The 22,517-nt window shown below is 58.0% G+C and carries 19 protein-coding genes; 16 read left to right on the top strand and 3 right to left on the bottom strand.

From position 1 onward, the window contains the following. Positions 1–422 precede the first annotated feature (422 nt). Positions 423–2,297 carry a hypothetical protein gene (locus HDE80_RS08300; protein WP_184669735.1) on the bottom strand — a complete coding sequence of 625 codons (1,875 nt, stop codon included), beginning with the start codon at positions 2,295–2,297 and terminating at the stop codon, positions 423–425. A gap of 60 nt (positions 2,298–2,357) precedes the next feature. Further along, on the bottom strand, positions 2,358–3,164 hold the full coding sequence (locus HDE80_RS08305) for an AraC family transcriptional regulator (protein ID WP_184669737.1): 807 nt from the start codon (positions 3,162–3,164) through the stop codon (positions 2,358–2,360). 313 nt (positions 3,165–3,477) lie between these two features. Between HDE80_RS08305 and HDE80_RS08310 the strand changes: the two genes are divergently transcribed. Together HDE80_RS08310 and HDE80_RS08315 are read left to right on the top strand one after the other, a co-directional pair. Continuing rightward, positions 3,478–4,134, top strand: a complete 657-nt coding sequence (locus tag HDE80_RS08310) for an MAPEG family protein (protein WP_184669739.1) — start codon at positions 3,478–3,480, stop codon at positions 4,132–4,134. Between the two features lie 56 nt (positions 4,135–4,190). Further along, the gene (locus tag HDE80_RS08315) at positions 4,191–4,487 is read left to right on the top strand and encodes a DUF6150 family protein (protein WP_184669741.1); all 297 of its coding nucleotides are present in this window, start codon (positions 4,191–4,193) and stop codon (positions 4,485–4,487) included. On the opposite strand, the gene HDE80_RS08320 is transcribed toward HDE80_RS08315, so the two are convergent. After that, positions 4,467–5,189 (bottom strand): SPOR domain-containing protein, encoded by a 723-nt coding sequence (locus HDE80_RS08320; protein ID WP_184669742.1) that lies wholly within the window; start codon positions 5,187–5,189, stop codon positions 4,467–4,469. The genes HDE80_RS08315 and HDE80_RS08320 overlap by 21 nt on opposite strands. Positions 5,190–5,416: 227 nt before the next feature. Here HDE80_RS08320 and HDE80_RS08325 point away from each other — a divergent pair, with 227 nt between their 5' ends. From HDE80_RS08325 to tssK, 14 genes are all read left to right on the top strand, one after another. After that, complete coding sequence (locus HDE80_RS08325) at positions 5,417–6,415, top strand: sigma-54 dependent transcriptional regulator (protein WP_184669744.1); 999 nt, start codon at positions 5,417–5,419, stop codon at positions 6,413–6,415. A gap of 22 nt (positions 6,416–6,437) precedes the next feature. After that, the gene (locus HDE80_RS08330) at positions 6,438–6,674 is read left to right on the top strand and encodes a hypothetical protein (protein WP_184669746.1); all 237 of its coding nucleotides are present in this window, start codon (positions 6,438–6,440) and stop codon (positions 6,672–6,674) included. Positions 6,675–7,092: 418 nt separating this feature from the next. Then, positions 7,093–9,453, top strand: coding sequence for a type VI secretion system contractile sheath large subunit (tssC, locus tag HDE80_RS08335; protein ID WP_184669755.1), 2,361 nt, complete (start codon positions 7,093–7,095; stop codon positions 9,451–9,453). Positions 9,454–9,501: 48 nt separating this feature from the next. Further along, on the top strand, positions 9,502–10,068 hold the full coding sequence (locus HDE80_RS08340) for a type VI secretion system tube protein Hcp (protein ID WP_184669757.1): 567 nt from the start codon (positions 9,502–9,504) through the stop codon (positions 10,066–10,068). Positions 10,069–10,098: 30 nt separating this feature from the next. Continuing rightward, positions 10,099–10,491, top strand: a complete 393-nt coding sequence (locus tag HDE80_RS08345) for a GPW/gp25 family protein (RefSeq protein WP_184669759.1) — start codon at positions 10,099–10,101, stop codon at positions 10,489–10,491. Continuing rightward, positions 10,470–12,311, top strand: a complete 1,842-nt coding sequence (gene tssF / locus HDE80_RS08350; protein ID WP_184669767.1) for a type VI secretion system baseplate subunit TssF — start codon at positions 10,470–10,472, stop codon at positions 12,309–12,311. Before HDE80_RS08345 ends, tssF begins: the two co-directional genes overlap by 22 nt. Continuing rightward, positions 12,275–13,408: a type VI secretion system baseplate subunit TssG gene (gene tssG / locus HDE80_RS08355; RefSeq protein WP_184669777.1), complete on the top strand. Its 1,134-nt coding sequence runs from the start codon at positions 12,275–12,277 to the stop codon at positions 13,406–13,408. Before tssF ends, tssG begins: the two co-directional genes overlap by 37 nt. After that, the gene (locus tag HDE80_RS08360) at positions 13,405–15,990 is read left to right on the top strand and encodes a contractile injection system protein, VgrG/Pvc8 family (protein ID WP_184669786.1); all 2,586 of its coding nucleotides are present in this window, start codon (positions 13,405–13,407) and stop codon (positions 15,988–15,990) included. Before tssG ends, HDE80_RS08360 begins: the two co-directional genes overlap by 4 nt. Positions 15,991–15,997: 7 nt before the next feature. Further along, the gene (locus HDE80_RS08365) at positions 15,998–18,586 is read left to right on the top strand and encodes a DUF2169 domain-containing protein (protein ID WP_184669795.1); all 2,589 of its coding nucleotides are present in this window, start codon (positions 15,998–16,000) and stop codon (positions 18,584–18,586) included. Further along, positions 18,583–19,650: a pentapeptide repeat-containing protein gene (locus HDE80_RS08370; protein WP_184669797.1), complete on the top strand. Its 1,068-nt coding sequence runs from the start codon at positions 18,583–18,585 to the stop codon at positions 19,648–19,650. Before HDE80_RS08365 ends, HDE80_RS08370 begins: the two co-directional genes overlap by 4 nt. An 89-nt stretch (positions 19,651–19,739) precedes the next feature. Next, a complete protein-coding gene (locus tag HDE80_RS08375; protein ID WP_184669799.1) occupies positions 19,740–20,204 on the top strand; it encodes a DUF3540 domain-containing protein in 465 nt (154 codons plus the stop codon). A 3-nt stretch (positions 20,205–20,207) separates the two neighbouring features. Then, complete coding sequence (locus HDE80_RS08380; protein WP_184669801.1) at positions 20,208–20,606, top strand: DUF4150 domain-containing protein; 399 nt, start codon at positions 20,208–20,210, stop codon at positions 20,604–20,606. 23 nt (positions 20,607–20,629) lie between these two features. Further along, positions 20,630–21,088 (top strand): hypothetical protein, encoded by a 459-nt coding sequence (locus tag HDE80_RS08385; protein ID WP_221437475.1) that lies wholly within the window; start codon positions 20,630–20,632, stop codon positions 21,086–21,088. A gap of 8 nt (positions 21,089–21,096) precedes the next feature. Then, complete coding sequence (gene tssK, locus HDE80_RS08390; protein WP_184669810.1) at positions 21,097–22,515, top strand: type VI secretion system baseplate subunit TssK; 1,419 nt, start codon at positions 21,097–21,099, stop codon at positions 22,513–22,515. Positions 22,516–22,517: the final 2 nt, after the last annotated feature.

A 22,517-nucleotide genomic window follows, 5' to 3' on the forward strand; every position in this document is an offset into this window, starting at 1 on the left:
ATCAGGCGCACCAAATGGCTCGTTGGTGCCCTAACGGCTGAGTCGATTGCCAATCTTTAGTTACGAAGCGTGAGGTCACTCCAGTGAATTTCGGCTACGCCACCAACCTGAAATATCCCATCACGCTAGCCATCAAGTGGTTCTGGGTCTGATTGCCATCAGAGTGGGTAGGACAGGCCTTCGGTAATAAATCTCGAGCACAAGCCGAGCTTGTCAAAGGCACATCCGGCCTTAGTTGCGGATTCCGATTCATTTGAACACTTATTCCCGTAGGCGCAGGTCAGTGCACTGCTGATGATCAGTGATCGCATTGAATCTTCTATCTCCTGTTGACTCACGATCCAACAAAAGCGTTCAGAGATATTTTTCGAACGCAATCAGCACGCGGTGACGCGAATATTGTCTATGCCGCCCTCTTGGTATTAAAGAATATCCCGCAGGATCACTGTTACGAAGCGCACATTGCCCGGTGTTGCCATCTGTAACTCCAGCCGGGCTCCGACAGCACCCTCCAGCTTGCTCCAGAGTTGCTCTTGGCTGAGCGCATCTGGACCTTGGCCATCGATCCGGGATACTACTTCACCAACCTTGATGCCCGCATCGGCGGCAGGGCTGTCGGAATAGACAGCGCTCACGGACCAGATATTCCCTTTCTGCAGCAAGCGGAGACCGGCCCGGTTGAATACGTCCTTCTGACCATAGAGGTGGTTGGCTTCCAGGATGATCCGTTGGCGAGCGTAATCGAAGGTCAGATTGAACTGCTTGAGAATGCCAAGCCCTATATTGGCCGAGACGTTGCGGTTGGCATCAAAGCCCGAGTGCTGAAGCGAGATGCGCGTGACCGGGGCGTGGACGACGGCCAGCGATCGACCATCCGGACCATCGAAGGAAACCGTTCCGACCCGCTTACGAGCCCACACGCCGTGGGTGGCGCCAAGGGCCTGCCCTGCATAAGGCAGATCGGCGTGATAGCGCTCCACCAAGCCGTAACGCCGGGCGAAGGGTGCGATCAGCAATAGAGAGCCGTTATCGCCGGTATCGATGGTGAAAAGCCCTGCGATCCCGTCGATGGCTCCCGTGACCTCGGGCTGGTTATCCTGAAAATGAAATGGAATCACCGCGCCGACACCGCTGTAGGTGAAGGCATCGGGCCGGGTCAGGGTCATGATCTGTCGGTCGAAATCGAACCGGACGACGAAGCGCTGCAATATCTCCAAGCCCACAAGCGCCTTGTCGGGAGCTCCAGCGTCGAAGGCCATGCTGTGGAAAGCTACGTCGTTAATTACTGCATCGCCGAGCGCTATTTGTCCCAGACGTCCGCTGGTTGAGATGGGGCCTGCGCCCTCACCACCACCTCTGCCTTGCATATGGCCGACGACGCCGATGTTCAACGCGGCCACTGCAGTGGGTTGCAGGATCAGGCTGCCCCCGCTGTCGAACTCGGCGCTGAAGGTCTTATGCCCATCGACTGTCAGAGGCACGAAAATACGGTTGTCCGCCGTCAGGCGAAACGGTACTTCGACACTATCCCGGTGCGGCGGCAACACGATGTCGGAGGGAGGAAGAGGGGGAACCGAATACAGGCCGTCTGTGATGTCGGGATTCACGTCGACGGACTGGACGGTCGACACGTCGTCGAACGCGGGATCGCCGTCGTCGCCCGATCTGATCGCGAAAGGCAGCATGACACCATGTACGGGACGATAGTCCGAATAGGTCGTGACGACGCGATCTTCAGCTTGTTGCTCGTCGGTGCGGGCGAGCAGATGCGTCGCCTGATCAATCCAGGCTTCAAACATTCGCCCGCCTTCCGGCGTTATGTCCAACACATCGAAACTCCGCCCATTTTCGTTGCGGATGCCGACAAAGATGGTGGTCGCGGAGTGACGTTCGGGAAACCACCATCCACGCGCCACACGGAAGGCCTCATCGGCGGCGACAAGCGCGGCGTCGACATCACCCAGGGAGTAGGCGATGCCGCTACGGGCCTGCCGCCATGGGGTCACGCCGTCAAACCCATGCTGCGTCGTAAAATTGGATCGAACGTAGCGATCCATGTAACGCCCCGTCGCCACATCTTCCCAGCTTTCGGCGCGGACAGTCTGCCCACCTGAGCTCATGTTCATGACCGTATGAAGAGTCCGAATCCCCTCCCAATGGTCACCGCCGGAGGCTTGTCGCATGGCCGTCAGAATCGCCGTGGCCTTATCCTCGTTTTGCGCGGTGGCAGGAGGAGAGGAGAGAAAGAGCATCGCCGCCATAAGGAGCGGAAGGAACATGGATGAATTGAGCTTCATGGCCGACAAAATATTCGCTCGGCGCTGCCGTCGTCTTGAACGTGCGAAACATCGGGTGGGCTAGGCCTCGTCATGACGGCGCCAGGTGCCTGGTGTCAGGCCCGTGTGTGCGCGCACCATTCGGCTCATGTGACTTTGATCCGCGAAGCCGATTTGATGGGCAATCGTCGAAAGACTTTCACGCCCGTCTTGCAACAATGTCACGGCCCGCGCGACTTGCAAACGACGCGCATAGGTTCCGACGCTACATCCAAACGTCCGCCTGAAGGCGCGCGCGACATGCACAGGATGGACATCGGCGACGGCCGCGAGCTGATCCATGGAAGGCACACCGTCCGTATTCGCCTCCAGATAATCGCGAACCCGCAGCAGCCAGCGGGCGCCACGAACCTCTGCAAGGTGGGCGTGATCTGCGGTCGCAACGAGTTCAAGAACGAGGCTCTCGATCGCCAGCGCAGACACCGTATCCCGGCGCCTCATTTCGCGGCCAACGCGGGCGCCGAAGATCGCAAGAACGTCGTCCTTCCGGTGCCACGAATCGTCGAAAACCCGCGTCTCCGGTCTTAATGCGGCGAGACGCGCAGCCTCTATCTCAATCGTCAGGATGCGCGTCTGAACCGCTTCATGACGGTCTGCGTGATGCTCGCCGGCTGGATGAACAATGACTGTTCCAGGTATGACGTAGCGTTCCTTCCGGCCGAAGGATTCGTGGTAGCCACCTGCCATCACTACACAGACACTGGCGAGTTCATGATCGTGGCGTTTGATGGTTAGCGACGGCGGATACACGCCGTCATGAACGATGAAGCCATCGATCTTGCGCTGAGCACTCTCAGCAGCGTGTAATGTCCCAGCCTTCAGAGTCACCCAAGTCGGTCCTATTTTTCACGCTCAGGGCGTTAGATTACCCATGAACAGGACGTTGAAAAACGGCGCCCCTGGTGACTCCGAGCGTATCCCTTCGGATTGGTGACGGACAGTCATGACCCTAGCGTAGCCAGCGAAGCGTCGATCCGCTAGAAACTTGTTATTGAAGCAGGAGAGATTCCCGCGTGCTTTGTAACGTCATGCCACCAGACGGACGGTTTTGCACAGGCATTCCTCGATTATTGAACGAGCCAACTTGTGCCGGAAGCCCGGACCACACATGCTGGTCCGAGCTTCCGCCAGAGGTGACGGTATGAACGAGGTAGGCAACCGCAACGACCTGCAGAATCTGCGCGCTCAACGGAAAACGCTGATGCGCGGCCTGCCGATCGCCGCACCCATTGCCCTCTTCGTTTGGCTGGCACTGCGTTACGGTCTGTCCCCGCTGCCAGATATGCAGGCATGGCCGGATCGGCTGTGGTTCGCTATAGGTTGCTGTTGCGTGGCTGTGCTGCTTTGTCTGCTGCTTGGTATCGAAGCAGTCTCCCACGAGCGTCTCGTTACTGCCGCCCTCAATCCGCTGGCGGGTGCCGAATCGGCGCGCATGAAGGTCAACCTGCGCTATCTACAAAATACAGTGGAACAACTGTTGCTGTTCATTCCAGGGCTGCTGGGGCTGGCGCATTATTGCGACGACGGTGCATCCATGCGCGCCGTGGCAGCGACCACCGTCGTCTGGATCCTTGCGCGCTTCGTGTTCTGGATCGGCTATCACCAGGGGCCGCTGTTTCGTACTCCTGGCCTGGTCGGGGTGGTACAGAGCCTGTTGGTATTGCTGTACGTATGCGCACGCTTCGCTGACGATGTGGCTGGCATCGCCGGCGCCGTGTTCGTGATCGGTCTGTTTGTCGTCGGTGAAATCTATCTGGTCTGGATCAACCGCGAATCATGCGTCGCACGGCTGGATTGAACGGTTCAGCCTGAGACAAACGGAAACGCGATACGAATATACGGTTGGTGATCTGCATGGCACGAATTTATCAAACACAGACCATGGGCGAGGCAGATGTGCGCGTCGCCTTGGTCACCGCACGTGGGCAGGCTGATTTGTGGGTTCACCGGGTCGATAGCTGGGGGCTGGCGCGCGGCGACGCACGCTGGTTTATGACGCCGGCACGTTTCGATGCGACCGCATGGGTGTATTTCTGCAGTATCGGCATGGCGCAAGTCCTCGTGTGTTTCGTTGACAGCTACGGTGAGGCCGGCTGGCGTGATCCGGCGCGAGCACGCAAAGGTCTTTTTTCACGACGCGGGTTTGGGTGACGGCGGCAACTGGATGAGCGGCGTGCTTCGCAAGTCAAGCGCCTCTTGAAGGCGCGGAGCTGCCTGGAGAGCCGCTGCAGGACTCGCGAATTCTCCAATCGCCAGTACAGTCCATGACGCATTCTGGCTGTCTATCACGGCCACTTTGGTCAGCGGCAGGTCGAGCCCTTGTGCCTTGAAATGATCTTCGGCGATCGACGCTTCGTCATCCGTTACGAACTGCCCAAGTTGCAGAGCAAAAACCGGCTGCCCCTTGGCGGGCACGGGAGTAGCCACCGTGGTCTTGACCAGTAATGCGTCCAGTTGCACGGGAGCGGTTGCAGCGATTGCAGGCGTTGTTGGTGTGCTGTCTGGCACGGCTGAGCCTGTCGCATCAGATGCTTTCGTTGCACACTTGGTATCGTGCGATTGGTTGGATGCCGACGCTGCGCTGGCTGGCTTTGTTACGCATGCGACGTCTGTCGATATGACGGATATCGAAGACGTTGTATGCATTAGATCGATCAGATGATTGCCGATGTGCGCAATAGATTGCTGCCAGGCATCCGGTGCCAAGGCGCCGCCAATAAATGCGAATACGCCAAAAAGCAGGATAAGCAGCAGAAATCCAAACTTGGCAAACATGCTTCGAGGCTCTCCACCAGCACTTTTAGTTACGCCAGTGACCGAATCGTAGGGCGGTCTAGTCGCCTCGACGGCCATGCGTAACTTATGGCGCACTTCGCATGATGTTACACATCGTATAACAAGGTATAGGCATATTGGGTATAGGCATATTGCGATGGAAGCGCAATGAGGTCTACATTCACAGTCCGGGGGAAGTTAATACAGGTATAGCAGGATGCTTCAGTTGATCCGCCAGGATCGCGAGTCGCCATCCGCCACGCGTGTGTTGCTGACGTCTCCCTGCACTCTACGGGGGGTTCTTCATGGGCGATATTCTGGAGCTCAACCTGCTTGGTTCTTCTGCACAGTTTGCGCATGTCATTGCGCAGATCCGCAGAATTGCGAAGTTCGATGTCACGGTACTCATTGGTGGCGAGACCGGAACCGGCAAGGAACTGGCTGCGCGTGCTGTGCACTACCTCAGCACGCGTGCAACGCAGCCGTTCATTCCGGTGAACTGCGGCGCGCTGGCCGAGTCGCTCGTCGAAAGCGAATTGTTTGGCCACGAGCGCGGTGCATTCACCGACGCCAAGCAAGCTGCGCCGGGCCTGATCAGCCAAGCCGAAGGGGGCACCCTGTTTCTTGACGAGGTCGATACGCTGTCGCTGAAGGCCCAGGCGTCGCTGTTGCGCTTTCTGCAGGATCGTAGCTATCGTCGTGTCGGTGGTACGGCGACACGACAAACGGATATACGCCTGATCGCGGCCAGCAATGCGACTCTCGAAGATCTGGTCAAGTCACGGCACTTTCGCCGGGATCTGCTCTATCGCCTCAAGGTGATGCCGCTGGTCATGCCGCCCTTGCGCGAGCGCGGTAAAGACGTGGTTGAACTGGCGCAGGCATTTCTCGATCGCTTGAATCGCGACTATCTCGGCCAGACACCAGTCAAGCGTTTCCATCAGGATTTGACGGACGCGCTCATGCATTACAGCTGGCCGGGCAATATCCGCGAGCTGGAGCATTTCATCCAGCGCGAATATCTGATGTGCGATGGTGAAGTGATGCATGCCAACCTTCAGTCGGACACAGGCACAGCGCCGACCGAGCCGGATCGCCATAACGCCGTTTTCAAGAAGGCCAAGGCGATGGTTATTGCGGATTTCGAGCGCAGCTACGTCATATCGGCCATGTCGCGCGCCAGAGGCAACATTTCGCGGGCGGCGCGTATCGCCGGACAAGACCGTAGCGCCTTCAGTAAGCTGGTGCACAAGTACAGGGTCGCCCCTGAGGCCGAACAGGAGCAAGATTCGGCCGATCGTTGAAGCATTCCAGCGAGGCGCTGTTGTGACCGGTTACTCCGTGCGTGCCGTTGCCGACGCTATCGCGAGCTTTCTTGGCGCGCATCCCGCGTGTGCCGATAGCATTGAAGGTATACAGCAGTGGTGGCTGCGGCCACTAGGCATCACGCCGCCCATCGATGTCATCTCGCGCGCGCTTGATTTGCTCGAGATAGAGCAGACCATCGAATCCTTCCATATCGGGCCACGCGTCATCTGGCGTTTGCGCACATCAGTTGATTGAACACGGCTCGCTGCGATTGAAACCATCCGAGGCATGCGCATAAGAGGCGGTTTTGTGGCTTCTCCTTTCACGTGGGCGGATTCGTTGTGCATTGCCACGCGCTGAGTAGTTATTCACACACCGTGAGAAATTCATCACGGTCATGTGGGGTTTCGTATTCGTCCACATCCGCCTGGATGAGAGCCAATACGGATCAATCGTTTGCAACAACCTCTCCATGCAGGCCATCACTTTTTCGCGCTTAACTGGATGAGTAAAAAATCACCCATGTGGTCTGGCATGCATGCATGTGTATGCCCTGCAAAGCGGCTACTACAAGCGATTGTGCGATTGGCACGCCTTTTGAATAAGCCTCGTTGCAACGCGCGCGGCAGCGTTCGATCGGATCCTGCAGCCGCAACATCAATGAGGCCCATACATGACAGTCGAAAGCATTCAACAAAAGCTCCTGCGTGTGCGGCCACCACGCGTGCGCATTACTTATGACGTTGAAACCGGCAATTCCCCCGAGCAGGTGGAACTGGCCTTTATCGTCGGCATGTTTGCCAACTTGTCGGGTGACCTTGCTTCGAGCGCACTACCGGCGCTTAAAGATCGACGTATGCGTGATATTGATAGCGAGTCGTTCGATCTGATCCTTGCCGACAGCACGCCGACGATCAATCTTGGCGCTATCCCCGACTTGATCGTCGGTGGCAAGAATCTGGTTGGCACGATGACGTTCCAGTGCCTCGCGGATTTCGAGCCGCTTGCCGTCGTTAACAACGTGCCGAGTCTCAAACAGCGCTTTGACGCGAGAGCTGATCTCCGTGCATTGCAGTCCATGGCCGAATGCAACGATTCGCTTGCCGCTGCACTGGACGACACGATTGTCGATGGCGATGCGACGACTGCATTGAAGGCAGCATTTGCCACCAACGTGGTTGCCAACTGGGTTGCTGCACCCATCACGCCGCCTACGACACCGCCAACGGTACTGACCGGTGCGCAAACGCCCACGACGCTGGTGACGCTACTGATGGCGCAAATGGCCGGTAATGCCGATGCAGCGGCTTCCGCCCAACTGGCAGCCACCGCCGCGCAAACCGCCGCAGACAATGCCAAAGCGTCGGCCGCCGCGGCCACCACAAACTTGACTGCGGCACAAAAGGCTGTGCCCGCCGCGACGGCTGCACTGGCCACCGCCAATACCGCCAAAACAAAAGCAAGCGGAGATCAGGCGATTGCGACCGCAAATCAGGGCGTAATAACCGCGCAGGCGGCGCTGGACGATGCCAATAAAGCGTTACTCGTCGCGCAAGCGCAGTCCGGTGCGGCAGCGACACTGGTTACGACGACAGCACAGGCCGCTCTCGATGCACAAGCGGTATTTCTGGCGATCGACCCCTTGTCGAAGGCGCGTCGGCTGGTCGGACGCTATACGAACGAAATCGTCCTGCCTATGGACAGCCAGCAGCTGACCAACGTGGCACTCGGTGCCAATGGCCTGATCGATGAACGTACTGGCGGTATTGATACACAAATCGGTCAACAGCTCGACGTAATTATGCATGCGCAGAATTTTCAGGCATTGGAAGCGACCTGGCGCGGCCTCTCTTATGTCGTATCGCGCAGTGAGACCGGTAACTTGCTCAAGCTTCGTGTGCTCAACGCGAACAAGGATGACTTGCGCAAGGAACTGGAGAAGGCCGCTGATTTCGATCAGAGCTGCATCTTCAAGATGATCTACGAGGCCGAGTTTGGCACCTACGGTGGTTCGCCGTACAGCTTGCTGCTGGGTGGCTACGAATTCGACAATTCACCGAACGACATGTCACTGCTGAGCAAAATGACCCAGGTCGCAGCGTCTGCGCACGCTCCGTTCATCGCCGCAGCGGCACCGGGTCTGTTCGGTCTGGACGGTTTCGACAAGCTGGCCAAGCCACGTGATCTCAGCCAGTTGTTTGAATCGCCTGAGATGGCCGAGTGGGCCGACTTCCGTAATAGTGAAGATTCGCGCTACGTCGCGCTCGCGCTGCCGCATGTCTTGCTGCGATTGCCCTATGGCAAGGATTCCCGTCCAGCAGAAGGGGTGAAATACGAAGAAACGGTAACCGGCGACAACGGTCCGGACCACAATGCCTTCCTCTGGGGCAATGCGGCCTACGTGATGGCCGAACGCATTACGTATGCCTTCGCGCTCTATCACTGGACCGCCGCGATTCGCGGTGTGGAAGGTGGCGGTCTGGTCGATGGCTTGCCGATTTATACCTATCGCGACGATGCCAATCTGGTGAACATGATCTGCCCGACAGAGGTGTCGATCACCGATCGTCGTGAGAAAGAACTCAACGACCTGGGTTTCATCGCCTTATGCAATTGCAAGGGGACGGGGCAGGCGGCGTTCTTCGGTGGTCAGACCACCAACTTGCCACGTCAGTACATCAGCGACGAAGCCAACGCGAATGCAAAGCTATCAGGCATGCTGCCCTACATCCTGGCCGCATCGCGCTTTGCGCATTACATCAAGGTGATTATGCGCAAGAAGATTGGCGCATTTCTTACCCGCGGAAATATCGAGGGATACCTCAACACCTGGATCGCCCAATACGTGCTGCTGGACGACAACGCCGCGCAGGAAGTGAAAGCGAGTTATCCGTTGCGCGCTGCGCAGATCACCGTCACCGACGTGCCCGGCTCTCCAGGTTCATACAAGGCGACGGTATTCATCAAGCCGCATTTTCAGCTCGAGGAGCTGACCACCTCGATTCGCCTCGTGGCGGATTTGCCCGCTGGCTAAGCGTGCTCGGTACACACGCAGGCCTCGGATATCACACCTGGAGCGAATATGGATCTCATTCTCTTGCAACCCGGCGACGCATCCATCTTTGGTGGCGCGAACGGCTGGAAAGGCGGTGGCAGTCTGATCGACAACACCTGGCGCGACAAAGTGCTCAATCTCGGTCAGTGCTTTGAACTGGTATCCGTGCATCAAGGCATGAAGCAGCAGATCACCACCGACGTAAGCAACTCGGCACGAACCTCCGGACGTCCGATCATCACTGAATTCACCTGTGTGAAATACGTCGACAAGACATCGGTGAAACTCTACGAATATTGCCTGAGCGCGAAGCCGCTCGGGAAGGGCGACAAGAGTCCATCGAAGATCTACATCGCGCGCAACTCGGGCGAAGACACCGCCAACATTCTCACGATCGAACTGCGCGACGCGATTATCAGCGAGATTCAGTTCCAGTCCAATCCCGACGATATGCCGACCGAGCAGTTCAAGCTCAACTTTACCGAAATACTCTGGACCTACACCGTGCAACAGGCGGATATGGATCCTGCCGGCAATATGCACTCCGGCTGGAGTATCGCGCGCAACCGTCCGATCGGTCAGTTCACTACGTAACGGTCAATCAGCGCCGATGGGGAGGTGTGTGTGCAATTCCTGATGGAGCGATTGGTCAACCGCACCGACCCTGCGATGGGGCTGGAGCCACCGTTCGATCTTGCGGCGGCTGTCGCTGAGCAAATCCAGCGCATCGTGGAATGTCGTCCGTTTGCGGGTGGGCGCGGTATGCGCGTTTGCGATTTCGGGATGCCGAATATCGTCGAGTCCAGCATTGGCATGAACGATCACGAGCGCTATGGCGCGCGACTGGCAGAAGCGATTGCACATTACGAACCGCGCTTGCAAGACACGCGTTTGGAATGGGTATCGACCGGAAAGCCTTTGCGTCCACGTTATCTCATCGTGCACGGGCACTTGCTACAGAACAGCGGAGCAAGCGTGTTTCGCTTCGAGCTGCCATGTCCGGACGACGTGACATGAATACCGATGCACCACGTCTGAAAATGTGGTTCGAGCAGGAACTGGCCTCGTTACGCAACGAGGCCGTGGATTTTGGTACCTCGTTTCCAGCTATCGCGAAAACGTTGGAGCTGAGTGCCGGTCGTAGCAATGATCCGCATGTCGAAATGCTGATGCAGTCGTTTGCCTGGCTGACCGCTCGATTGCGCTACCAGCTGGAAATCGACCAGGCGGTCTTGCCCAATGCATTGCTGGGTTTGCTGTATCCGCATTTGGAAGCGCCGTTGCCTTCCATGCTGGTCGGCGAGATCGAGGTGCGCCCGGACGGCGCCAATTTTGTCCATGGTGCAACGCTCGAACGCGGCCGTTACGTCTACGCGATTGCTACCAATGATATCGGTCAGCAAGTACGTTGCCGCTTTCGCACATGCTACGACACGCCGTTGTGGCCATTGAAAGTGACGGATCTGAGCGCGGTAGCCGCGAATGCATATGCGTTGGATACGGCCGACACGCGCACGCTCTCGATCGTGCGCGTAACGATCACGGGCATGGGCAAAGACCCGATCCACGCGTTGAAAATGCCGTTCCTGCGCTTTTGCATCAATGCCGAACACAAGCAGGCTTATTCGCTCTATGACGCGCTGTCCACGAATCTGGTGCGGATGGCCGTGCGCATTCCCGGAAGCGGCGAACTGCGCTATCTCGACGCCGCACAATTGACATGGTGCGGTTTTCGGCAGGATGAGGCGATGCTGGGTATCAATCCGCTCACGCATCCCGGCTATCGCCTGTTGCAGGAGTATTTTGCCTTTCCGCAGAAATTCATGTTCTTTGAAGTGGCTGGTATGGATCTGACCAGCATCGACAAGAAATTCGAGCTGCTGTTTCTGCTGGATATACCGCCATCCAGGCATAACACGCTGGATAGCGAACTGCTTCGACTCAATTGCCTTCCGCTGATCAATCTCTATCCGCAGCGCATCGAGCCGTTCGTACTCGACCAGCAACATTACGAGTATCGAATTATCGGCGATCAACAGAATCATCGTTTCTGCGAAATCTACAGCCTCGAAGAGCTCGTCTCGATTCGTCCGGATCGAAGTCCACGTCCGATCGCACCCTATTTTTCGCTGGACGATTTCCAGCAGATGGACAAGCTCGATTATTTCTACGCGCCGCGTCGCGAGGTCAACCAGACCGGTGCAGTGCATGGCACCGAAATGTATGTGTCATTTCTCGATCCGGAATTCGATGTCATCCAGCCTGCCGAGGAAATGATCGCTGGTACTGCGCTATGCACGAACCGACGCCTGCCGTCGCAGCTATTGATTGGTGGTCTGCTCTATCTGGAAGGTGCTGGCCCAGTCGCTACGCTCAAGGTAGCGAGCAAGCCGACACCGAACCAACCACCGCAAATGGTTGGCGACCGACCGTGGGCGTTGGTGTCGCAGCTTTGTCTCAATCATCTCTCACTCGTGGATGGTGAGCAGGGCCCGCCGGTGTTGAAGAACATGCTGCGATTGCATGTGGGGCCGGCAAGCCTGACCGGTTACCGACAGATCGACGGTCTGCGCAGTTTGCAGAGTCGGAGGATTCAGAAACGCATGCCGCGTCGAGAAGCGTGGCGTGGTTTTGTCGAGTGTCTGCAAGTGCGCTTGCAGGTAGACCAGGGGCATTTCGAGAGCGGTAGCGCGGTGCTGTTCGGCAGCGTGCTGCATCGTTTCCTGGCTTTGTATGCGGAAGTCAACACCGTCGTTGAACTGATTCTCGAATCGTCCGATCGCAGAGGAGAACTGAAATCATGGGAACCGCTGACTGGCGCACAGGTGAACCTCTAGCCAGTCGTTTGCAGAAACGGCCGGCGAGTTTCGATTTCTTCCAATGGGTGCGCATGGCATCGTGGCCGAATCGCGATACCTCAACACCCGATGTGGCGGAGCGGGGTGCACGTCAGGTCGGGGGACAACTGCGTTTTCGTGGGGAAATGTCGTCGGCGTTTCCCGGCTGCGAAATTTCAGCGGGTCGTCTGCGTACGGTCGTGCGCGGGAAAGCAAAGTCGCGCCGGGTCGAATTGTTCGTCTCCAACTTCGTATTGTCCGGCGTGCTTGGGCCATTGCCCGATAGCTTCGCGGAATGGGTGCGACAGCGGATGTCCGAGCGCGACCCGGCGATGGCGGAGTTTCTGGATATTTTCAATCACCGCATCAGTACGCTGCGTTATGAGCTGAAAGCGGCAAGTGTCCCCGCATTCGATGCGCTGCGTCCGGAATACACTCGTTACGCCGAAGCCGTCGGTGCGTTGATGGGTCTGGTGGCATTTGAAGGCGAGGGTGCGCGCATACTCGCTCGACGCGTACCCATCCCCAAACGCGCGCTGCTCGCGCTATGCGGTCTGATCGGCGATGGACGCAAGAGTGCAGCGCAGGCAGTGATCGTGCTCGGTATTTATCTGCGCTCGCCAGTACGGGTTGAAGAGTTGCTTGGTGCATGGCGCGATATAGAGCCGCGCGATTACACGCTGTTGGGTAAACGCAAGCTGGTGGATACCGCGCCGCTTGGACGGCGGTTGTGGGTCAATCATGCCGCGGTAGGCCTCGCGGTCGGGCCCGTTCCGTATGCACGTTTGTGCATGCTGGTTGCCGATTACGCAAAGCTCGAAACCGGTGCGCATGACAACCGATTCGGTAACGGTTATGTCGGCTTCGCGGCGATGGTGCATTATCTTTTCGATCGCCATGTCGATGTCGTGGTGACGGTAACCGTCGATGAGCAGGGAATCCCACCAGCCATGTTATGGCGGCCGCGGCGCATAGCCGGCTTTGGTAGCAGTCAAGGGTTGCGCCTCGGTCAGACGGCATGGTTGCGCGGGCAGCCTGCGTCGCCGCGCCAGGTGCGCTTCACCATCCCCATGGATGCCGTGGTGGAGGCCGCATGAACGCCCTGGCTGCCGATACTGCCGGGCGCACAGCGATCAAGCCGATCGGCAAGATCGGCAGCGCCGATTCGCCTTTGTTGTATCTGCATTGCGGTATCGCCTTGGCGGGTAATCAGTGGTTGGGCGACGAAACATTCCGACTGCTTTCCTTTGAAGGGCAGGAGACTGCTTCCGAACCATTCGATTACCAATTGCAGTTGCGCGGCAATACATCGCCACGGCACGGTCGTGCGATCAACTTCGACGCCGTGATCGGACGCCCGGTCACTGTGGGTATCAACTATCCGACTCCAGGCAGCCAACCTGACGCGGCAGCGCGCTTCTTCCAGGCCTTGCAGACTGGCTCTGCACCGGATATCACTCTATACAACGGTCTGGTGACGTCATTCGCGATGGACGAACCGGGCGTGTATCGGCTCGGCATGAAGCCGGCATTGTGGAAACTGACACTGACCAACCGTTACTGCGTGCATGCGCAAATGAACGTGCATGACGTGATCACCAAGCTGATGCGTCTGCATTACATCGATTTTTCGCTGGATGCCGTTTCGGGCAACGACAATATAGCGATTGCCCGCGTGCAGGACTGGTTGCAGGCGGGTGAGAGCGACTACGAATTTCTGCGCCGCATGATGACCAAGGCGCATATCTACTATTACTTCAAGCACACCGGCAATACGCACACGATTGTATTCGCCAATCGCGCGGCGTATCCCAAGGCATTCGGCGATCGACCGTTGCGCTATACACATACGTCGATGGATGAGTCCGGCTTGCAGCAAAACGATGTCGTGTTTCAGTACAGCTACCAACAATCGCTGACGAGTACCGGTGTCAACGGTGTGTTTGCGCATCAGGAAAGTGCGTCGGAACAGGATCCGGTTGCCACCTATCAAACCTTTGCGTCGCACACGCCTGCCGATGCGGGCGAGCTTCCTTTCAACCAGTACCGCACTTACCAGTATGGCATGAGTAGTGCGGAAGTGCGCCAGTACATCAAAAGCACGGCATCGTGCATGGCTGCATCCGCGCAGCAGCTATCGGGCGCCAGTACCTGCACAGGTTTCCGGGTCGGCTATCAATTCAGCCTGAGTGGCGAAGTCGCGTCCGGCGTGCATCCGTCACCGGTTCGTCCTTCGCTGGAAGGCAAGCAATTCGTGCTGAGCAAGGTGCAACACAAAGCCAGCGCAGAGGGCGGCTATACCAACAACTTCGAGGCAACCGATGCCGGCCGCATACTTACGATGTTTTCGGTGCAGGACACGCAACAAGGGGCCATCCTCGCGAAGGTCATCGACGTGGCCGGCCATGGTCCGACCGACTGGCGCTACTACGAACCGAGCAACTTCGATCCGGAACTGAGTCGTCTGCGCGATACCGAGGCGGCGCCGCCCAACCTGCTTGCCAAAGGTGTCTACGTCGAGTTTTCCAGCCCTGGCGCCGCCAGCGGACCGGTGTGGGTGAAACTTGCCTCGCACATGCTCACCGTACCTGAAATCGGTGTCATGGTGCTGGTGACACGTGCGAACGACGAGTCCGAATTGCCTGAGGTGCAAAGCATTGTGCAAGCCAATGGCACCCTGGTGGTCACGCCATCGGGATGGACAGCCAACACACATGTCGGCAGCAGCTATTCGACAAGTTACGGCGACGGGCAAAGCATCCGCTTCGGGCGTACATCGGCTTATGACCTCGATCGCGCCATCGGCATCGTGTCATCCACCTACGAGTCCGGCGAGTATCGCGACACCAGCTATTCGCAAGGTGGCAGCTACAGTTATGCCACGTCCGAGAATGCCGCGGATGGCCTGCTCAGCCGCTCCGATTCCTTCGGTTGCACCTACAGCACGCATGAAGGCAAAGAGGTATGGAGCAAGAGCACGATAGGCGGCAGCAGCAGTTACAACACCGTCAATGGCGATACCTACAGCGAAGACACGGTCTCTGGCACCAGCACACGTTTTTCCACCCAAAACATCGTGAAGAGCCAGTCGACGACGAATCAGCAAAGCAACGTCAACGCGATTGGCACCAATACCAGCATTGACGCAATAGGAACGAGTACCTCGATGTCGACAACGGGCGTGAGCCTGGGCCAATCGACTGTGGGCATGGCCACGCAAGTAGCGATGACCGGTACGCGCCTGGATGCTTCCGTCACGGGCGCATCCAGCAACACCTCAGTGACAGGGTTGGCGCATGCGATATCCGCTACTGGAACGAGCGATTCGACGTCCGCAACCGGTAGCAGTACACAGACCAACCTGACCGGGTCCAGCGTCAGCACATCACTGACCGGTAGCGCTGTGCAGACGAATCTTACCGGCAGCAGTGTAGATACCAGCATCGTCGGTGACGCGACACGAATGAGCGTCACCGGTAGCAGTACGGGTATCAGCGTGACCGGCACGACGACCGACGTCAGCGTGACGGGCGATGAGACACGCGTAGGCGTGCATGGGAGTTCCACTACCGTGGACATCACCGGCTCAGGCATGGCCGTAACGATCGCTGGTGCACGTCTTTCCATGGAAATCGTCGGCATGAGCATTTCGATTCCAGTGATGTACATCTACGTATGAGGCGTGCATGAAGATCGTCAAACCCATGACATTGGGGCTTATGCACCGGCCGTATCTCTGGCGGGGGCAGCATCGGCTGCTGGTGGCAACGCTGGGGTTTTTTACATTGGGCGGCCGCGCCGAAAACTTGCTGCGCGATAACTTGCAGTGGCGCAAGGTGATGGCTGCGCTGCCTGCGGGAAGGCCACTCGACGAGCTCATGCCCAAGGTGCGTGGCGAAGTACTGCTGGCCGGGAGTGCGTATGCGTCGCAGGGCCTGGCAACCACCGAACAAATGGTGCGGATGCAACTGGGCACGCTCGACAAGCGTGTGAGAGTTATTGGCGATCGGCAATGGCTGTACGGCCTGCTGCCGTTGTATCAAGTCACCGCGCCAGTGCCGTTTACGCAAATGCCGCTGACTTGGGACCGTGCCTTTGGGGGCGTACGTCATCCCGGTAATCCGCAAGGCTGCGGTTATGCACCTAATCCGTTCGCTGCATTTCTGGGGCGCAATCAGGGGCGCATGCCGAATCTGGAAGACCCGCATCAACCGGTGCGTCGACATGGCCATCGTTACCAGCCGGCCGGTTTTGGCGCACTCGACGTCGGCTGGTGGCCGCGACGTCAATGGATAGGCACCTATGGCCGGCATTGGCAGGCCAAGGCGTTTCCAGGTCTAGCCGACGATACCGATCCGGAGTTTTTCAACGCGGCACCGCAAGACCAGCGCATCGACGGGTGTTTTCAAGGTGGCGAAGCGTATCGTCTCGAAGGCATGCACCCGACACTGCCGCTGATCGAGGGTTGGTTGCCCGAGTTGCGGCCGCGCGCGTTCGTCCATCGCAAGAGCACAGCCGCCGATGCGGTGGAGGAGGTTGCGCTTGCCTTCGATACGGTCTGGTTCTTTCCCGATGCCGAACTCGGTCTAGTGATTCACCGTGGCGAAGTGCCAGTCGAAGATAGTCTGGCGCTGGATATCGAAGCCCTGATGGCCGCCTACGAGCATGCCGCCGATACGCCACGCACACTCGTGCACTACGGTGAGGTGCTTGCGCTGCGCCTGAATCGGGACACGGCGGGGCGCCATGTGTTCAACGAAGCACAACTGACACCGGAACCGGACGCTGCCGTGCGTGCTGCACGCAGCCTCGAAGATCAGCAGGAGCATGCACAACGTCATGCCGCACGCGTTGCACGAGATACTGCGCTGGCGGCCGAGTTTGAATCCGCCAGCGGCATGCCCGCACCGATGCCACCGGTATCGTCTGCACCGACACTTCCGATTCCATCGGCTGCTGCTTTGCAACGTGGTGACTTCGATCTCGGTCCGTTACTCGATAGCGCCGATCAGCTGATCGCACAGACGCGCGATCGCGCGCAAGCCAGTCAACAAGAAGCCGCCGGGCAGCTCGCTCAATTGCCCACTGCGACAGCGAATGCCGCGACATCTGTCGAGCAGGCGCTTGCGCGCGCAAGTGGTATCAGCGAATCGCTGAGTACCCTGGCTGAATTTGCCACGCTGCTTTCCTTGCCAGCGTTATCGATCGAGCCTTTACAAGATCTTCAGCGCCGCGCGCGACTGGCGGCGCCTAATCCTACTGCGCCGATTACGCCGCTTTCCACCGAAGCGGCGGTGGCGATCGGTCAATGGGTACTGTTGCGTGTACGCGAAGGCGCGTCGTTACATGGCTGCGATCTGGCTGGTGCCAATCTGCGCGGCGCGATGTTATCGGGTGCCGACATGCGCGGCGCGCTGCTTGAAGCCTCAGACCTCAGCGGTGCGCAACTCGACGGTGCCGATCTGAGTGAGGCGGCTCTGACCGGTGCGAATATGGATCAGGCCAATTGCACCTCTGCGCGATTCGATGGCGCCAATCTCGCGCAGACTCACGCGCGGCAAGCCGTCTTTCGTGGTGCCAGTTTCTGCGGCACCCAGGCGCCCGAGTCCGACTGGTCCAACGCGGATCTGACGGGCGCACGTTTCGAGCAATGGCTGGCTCCCAATATTGTGCTGCACGACGCGACCATGGCACACACCACCCTCAACGATTGCGTGCTGTTGCATGCCAAGGCCGATGGCAGCGACTGGTCTCACACGGTATGGCGGAGTACGGTCGCCCTGGGTTCCTCGTTCCATGACAGCGAATGGAACGAGGCGAGCCTGAGCCGTTGTGTCTTGATGGAATGCCGTCTTACAGATAGCCGCTGGTACAGCGCAGAGCTGAGCAGGGTGCAAGCAGGCGGCGGCGCTGACTGGAGCCGGGCGGACCTGCGCCGCATGACAGCCAGTCATAGCAGCTGGCGCGATGCCACGCTCACCGATGCCAGCCTTGCCGATGGCGAATTCCGCGAATGCGATTTCAGTGGAACGCGACTGGACAAGGCGATTCTCGAACGCACGTTGTTCTATCGCTCGTTATTCATGGGCGGTGTATTGACGGCCTGCCACGCCGAAGCCGCCGACTTCTTTCAGGCCATATGTCGTCGTGCTGATTTTCGCGATGCCGATCTGCAAGGTGCAAATTTTGTTCAGGCGGAATGCACGGAAGCCCGTTTCGATCATGCGCGTCTGGAGAATATCCGTATCGAGCCCGGACGGAGGCTGCGCGAATGATCCAGTGGAGCGATATCGACTATCTGCAACGACTCGGTCGGCCCGTTCACGACGTGGACTTGGGGGCGCTCGACGGTCGCGGACGCGTCATCGACCATCTCGTTGCCAGTCATGTGACGTGGCGGACAGCTGCTTTATGCGGGAGTCGCCTCAGTGGACTCACGTTCGTTGACTGCGATCTGCGCGGCGCCGATCTGCGCGATACGGTACTCGACACATGCAGCTTCACACGCTGCGATCTTGGCGACACGCGCTGGGAGAATGCACGCGGCAACCAGCTGACATTCACCGATTGCACGCTGACGAATAGCCAATGGCAAACAAGCGACTTGGCTATGAGTGCGTTCATCAAGTGCGACTTGCGACTGGCGTCTTTTGCAAAAGCCTCATGGCAACGAACCGTCGCGACCCAATGCACATGGGATGGTGTTTCACTGGAACAAGCGCAAATCGGCCAGTGCGTCCTGGTCGACATGGATTTTCGTCGGGTCGATATTGTCGGATTGGTCGCTCAGGCGACCGTCCTGCGCAGTGCGTGCTTCGACGGTATGGACTTGCACACATTGAGTCTCCCACGTTGCATGCTGGATGAAGCTAGCTTTGTCGAGGCTGATTTGCGTGGTGTCGATTTACACGAAGCCAATTGCCGCAAGGCACGGTTCGTGCGCTGCAACCTGCAGGGGACCAATCTTTCGCGTGCCTTGATGCTTGAGGCCGTGCTTGAAGATGTCGACGCACGCGGAATGATCTGTGCGGGCACAATTTTCCAGAACGCATCGTTGCAGCGCGTTTGCCTGGTTGATGCCCATGCAGGAAGCAGTGTGTGGGATCACTGCCAATTGCAGGATGTGGAGTTCGTGCGTGCTGACTTGAGCTACACACGTTTCGATCATGCAAGCGGTTCCGACATCAATTTTCGGCATGCGAACCTCGCGTATGGCAGCCAGCACAACACGCAGTTCGCGCAAGTAGATATGCGTCACGCAAAACGTACCCGTTTACGCAAAACCTCATCCGCACGGCTGATTGCCGAAGCGCGATCACTTTCCCTGGAGACACGCTAATGTTTGCCGCCAACCGCCGGAGTTTCTCGCGTACACGCAGTACACCTCAATTATCTGAAGCTGTTATCCACGAAGCTGTGGATAACGAGATGTGGCGACTACAAGACGGCCGTTGCGCAAGACAGGCCACATCGTGCCTTATCACGCCACAGGCAGGCGATCGCGTGTTGCTGGTATGCATGGCCGATGACAGCCATTACGTATTGCATGTGCTTTCGCGACAGGATAAACGCAGCGCAACCCTGGCCGTTCCGGGTACGGAGCGATTGTCGATCCAGCAGGGAAGTATCGATGTGTCAGCGACCCAAACGATCGCGATGCGTGCTGGCGGTGAGGTAGCGATCACTGCCTTGCATGGCCCGCTTTCGCTGGGGGCGCCCAATATTTTCACCAGTGCGACGGAGTCGCTGGTTCACACCGCACGTAGCTATGTAGGACAGGTCGAGCAGCTGCTGTTCAAGGCAAGCCAGCTACTGCGCTTGCATGGTGAGCAGGTGATCGTGACGGCGCGACAAGACGCCAAGATTGATGCCGAACGCATCAGTCTGGGATGAGCGATGTTTGTCAACATTAATCTCGGCGTACTCAGCTTCGCGTTTCCGGACGTGTGCTTCGTGCCCGTACTCGGCGTACCGGTGCCGACACCGTTTCCGAACATTGCACTGTCCTTTGCGGACATACCTGTGCAGTTTGAAATCATTATCGGCGGTGGTCTCGCGGAGAACCTGCTTACCATCGGAGCCATCAGCAACGGCGATCAGGTTGGTGCGGAAGGTGGCGTGGTCTCTCATCTTTTCATGGGACCGTTTCGTTCGCTGCTTGGCAGCTTCAAGGTATTCATGGGCTGCATCCCATGCACGCACATGCTTGGCATCGTGGGGCAGAATGGTCTGTTGCCCAACATAGTGGGTATCACGCTCACGCCTGCACAGATCTGTGTACTGGTGTTCGGTTGATGCGGGCGCCAACCAACAGTTCCATGTTGAAACTAGTGTTTGCATGCACATGCTTTCTGTTGGCAGGTTGTAGTGCTGTCGCGAACCTGTTGCCGTGGCATACGCAAACCACGCGCCTGTCGAGTGTGCGCGTAGCGGCCCCCCCGGGCGCGAATCTGAATTCGGCCACGGCACTGGACCTGGTGTACGTCTACAACACCGCGAGTATCGCCATGTTGCCCAAGACCGGACCGGATTGGTTTTCGCAAAAAATCGCCTTGCAAAACGGACTGGGCCTCGCGATCGACATCGTGTCGTTGCAAGTGCCGCCGGCCACGGTGATCGATCCGGTCGTACTGCCGAAACGTGCCAGCAAGGCTGTGGCGGTTTTCGCATTCGCCAATTATCTGGCTCCAGCTGGACAGGCACGCAGCGACCTTACCCAATTCCGTCGCGCCGTGATCTGGTTGGCACCAACACAAATCACCATCACCGAACAGTAGGGCAAACCATGAACGCTATCGCCGACAACTTGCCCGCATTGCCCGAAGCCGTGTCCTGGTCGGAGGGCATGTTGCTGTCGCCGCAACACTTTCAGCAAAACGATATCTATTGGAATAATTACCTGCATCACCAGTTGTCCGTGTTGCAGCCTTATTGCTGGGGGGTGCTCGATCTGGCTTTGGACGGCGCCGAACTACTCAAGGGCAGGGTGGTCTTCGAGCGACTGCGTTGCGTGATGAATGACGGTCTGCTGATCGACTTTCCCGGTCACTTCGTACCGCAGGACATGTCACTGGATCTTTCCAAGCATGACTGGAATGTAGAACCACGCGTCGTTGTGCAATTGCGCGTGCCGATTCGTGGAAAGGGTGCTGCCAGCAATATCGGAGACATGCAACGCTATACCACCGAGCCCGGCAGCCTGGAGGCGGACGAAAACACAGGCAAGGACGAGATAGCAGTCGATCGTCTGCGCCCGAAGATGAGTCTGGTCGCTGGTGTGTCCGTCGCCAAGTGCTATTGCTCGTTTCCACTGCTGGAGCTGCGCGGTGACTCGCGTGGTGTACACCTAACGGAATACCACCCGCCGTTGCTGCGCTCGGATGCGTCGCTCTATCTGGGCGACGCGTCGCTGCAACGTGTCCTGAAAAACTTATCCGAAGCGATGTGGAAAAAATACCGTGAGTTGCTGGGTGTGCGTATCGATGATCGCGGCGAGTCGCGTTACGACGGTGAATCGAGCGCACAAGTGATGGCTGCACGTTACCTGGTCATGGGCCTCCCGCGTTTCGATGTGCTGCTGCAATCGGGAACCACGCATCCCTACGATCTCTATGTCGCGCTATCGCAACTGGTTGGCTTTCTCGCTGCCACGCCCGGTGCGTCGCAGCCACCAGCCATGCTGGCCTACGATCACAATCAATGCATGCCGCTGTTTCAACGTGCCATCGACTATGTTCTGGTACAGCTTGCACGCATGAATGCGGATTACAGCGTGATCGACTTCCAGCAAGTCGGTGTCTCTGGTTTCCGTTGCATGTTGCCGCAAGGTATTGCAACCGACAAGCTGCTGATCGAGCTGCGTCCGCGCGCGGGACAAAATACCAAGACGCTCGACACCTGGTTAAGTGGAGCGCGTATCGCAACCGAGGAATTGATTTATATCCTTGTGCGTCGTCGTTTCTCCGGTGCCACGGTAACAGCTGCCGATGCCGCAACGGTCGCCGCACTGAATCTTCGTCCGGGTGCATTCGTCTACGCGATAACCGGCGGCAGTATCGACGTCGATGCAAGTACCGCGAAACCACTGATCCTTGACGGACACACCTTGGTGATACTTGGCGAACCAGATGACAAGGTACCGGCTGGCATTACGCTGTATTTGCCGCGTAAACCGGCAACGGCAATCAAGGTGGGAGCATCTTGACC

The organism is Rhodanobacter sp. A1T4 (assembly GCF_014207185.1).
Lineage (GTDB): Bacteria > Pseudomonadota > Gammaproteobacteria > Xanthomonadales > Rhodanobacteraceae > Rhodanobacter.

Bases quoted from the DNA above. Each gene is read 5' to 3' on its own strand.
- HDE80_RS08300 (WP_184669735.1), bottom strand. From the start codon at position 2,297: ATGAAGCTCAATTCATCCATGTTCCTTCCGCTCCTTATGGCGGCGATG.
- HDE80_RS08310 (WP_184669739.1), top strand. From the start codon at position 3,478: ATGAACGAGGTAGGCAACCGCAACGACCTGCAGAATCTGCGCGCTCAA.
- HDE80_RS08315 (WP_184669741.1), top strand. From the start codon at position 4,191: ATGGCACGAATTTATCAAACACAGACCATGGGCGAGGCAGATGTGCGC.
- HDE80_RS08320 (WP_184669742.1), bottom strand. From the start codon at position 5,189: ATGGCCGTCGAGGCGACTAGACCGCCCTACGATTCGGTCACTGGCGTA.
- HDE80_RS08325 (WP_184669744.1), top strand. From the start codon at position 5,417: ATGGGCGATATTCTGGAGCTCAACCTGCTTGGTTCTTCTGCACAGTTT.
- tssC (WP_184669755.1), top strand. From the start codon at position 7,093: ATGACAGTCGAAAGCATTCAACAAAAGCTCCTGCGTGTGCGGCCACCA.
- HDE80_RS08340 (WP_184669757.1), top strand. From the start codon at position 9,502: ATGGATCTCATTCTCTTGCAACCCGGCGACGCATCCATCTTTGGTGGC.
- tssF (WP_184669767.1), top strand. From the start codon at position 10,470: ATGTCCGGACGACGTGACATGAATACCGATGCACCACGTCTGAAAATG.
- tssG (WP_184669777.1), top strand. From the start codon at position 12,275: ATGGGAACCGCTGACTGGCGCACAGGTGAACCTCTAGCCAGTCGTTTG.
- HDE80_RS08360 (WP_184669786.1), top strand. From the start codon at position 13,405: ATGAACGCCCTGGCTGCCGATACTGCCGGGCGCACAGCGATCAAGCCG.
- HDE80_RS08365 (WP_184669795.1), top strand. From the start codon at position 15,998: ATGAAGATCGTCAAACCCATGACATTGGGGCTTATGCACCGGCCGTAT.
- HDE80_RS08370 (WP_184669797.1), top strand. From the start codon at position 18,583: ATGATCCAGTGGAGCGATATCGACTATCTGCAACGACTCGGTCGGCCC.
- HDE80_RS08375 (WP_184669799.1), top strand. From the start codon at position 19,740: ATGTGGCGACTACAAGACGGCCGTTGCGCAAGACAGGCCACATCGTGC.
- HDE80_RS08380 (WP_184669801.1), top strand. From the start codon at position 20,208: ATGTTTGTCAACATTAATCTCGGCGTACTCAGCTTCGCGTTTCCGGAC.
- HDE80_RS08385 (WP_221437475.1), top strand. From the start codon at position 20,630: ATGTTGAAACTAGTGTTTGCATGCACATGCTTTCTGTTGGCAGGTTGT.
- tssK (WP_184669810.1), top strand. From the start codon at position 21,097: ATGAACGCTATCGCCGACAACTTGCCCGCATTGCCCGAAGCCGTGTCC.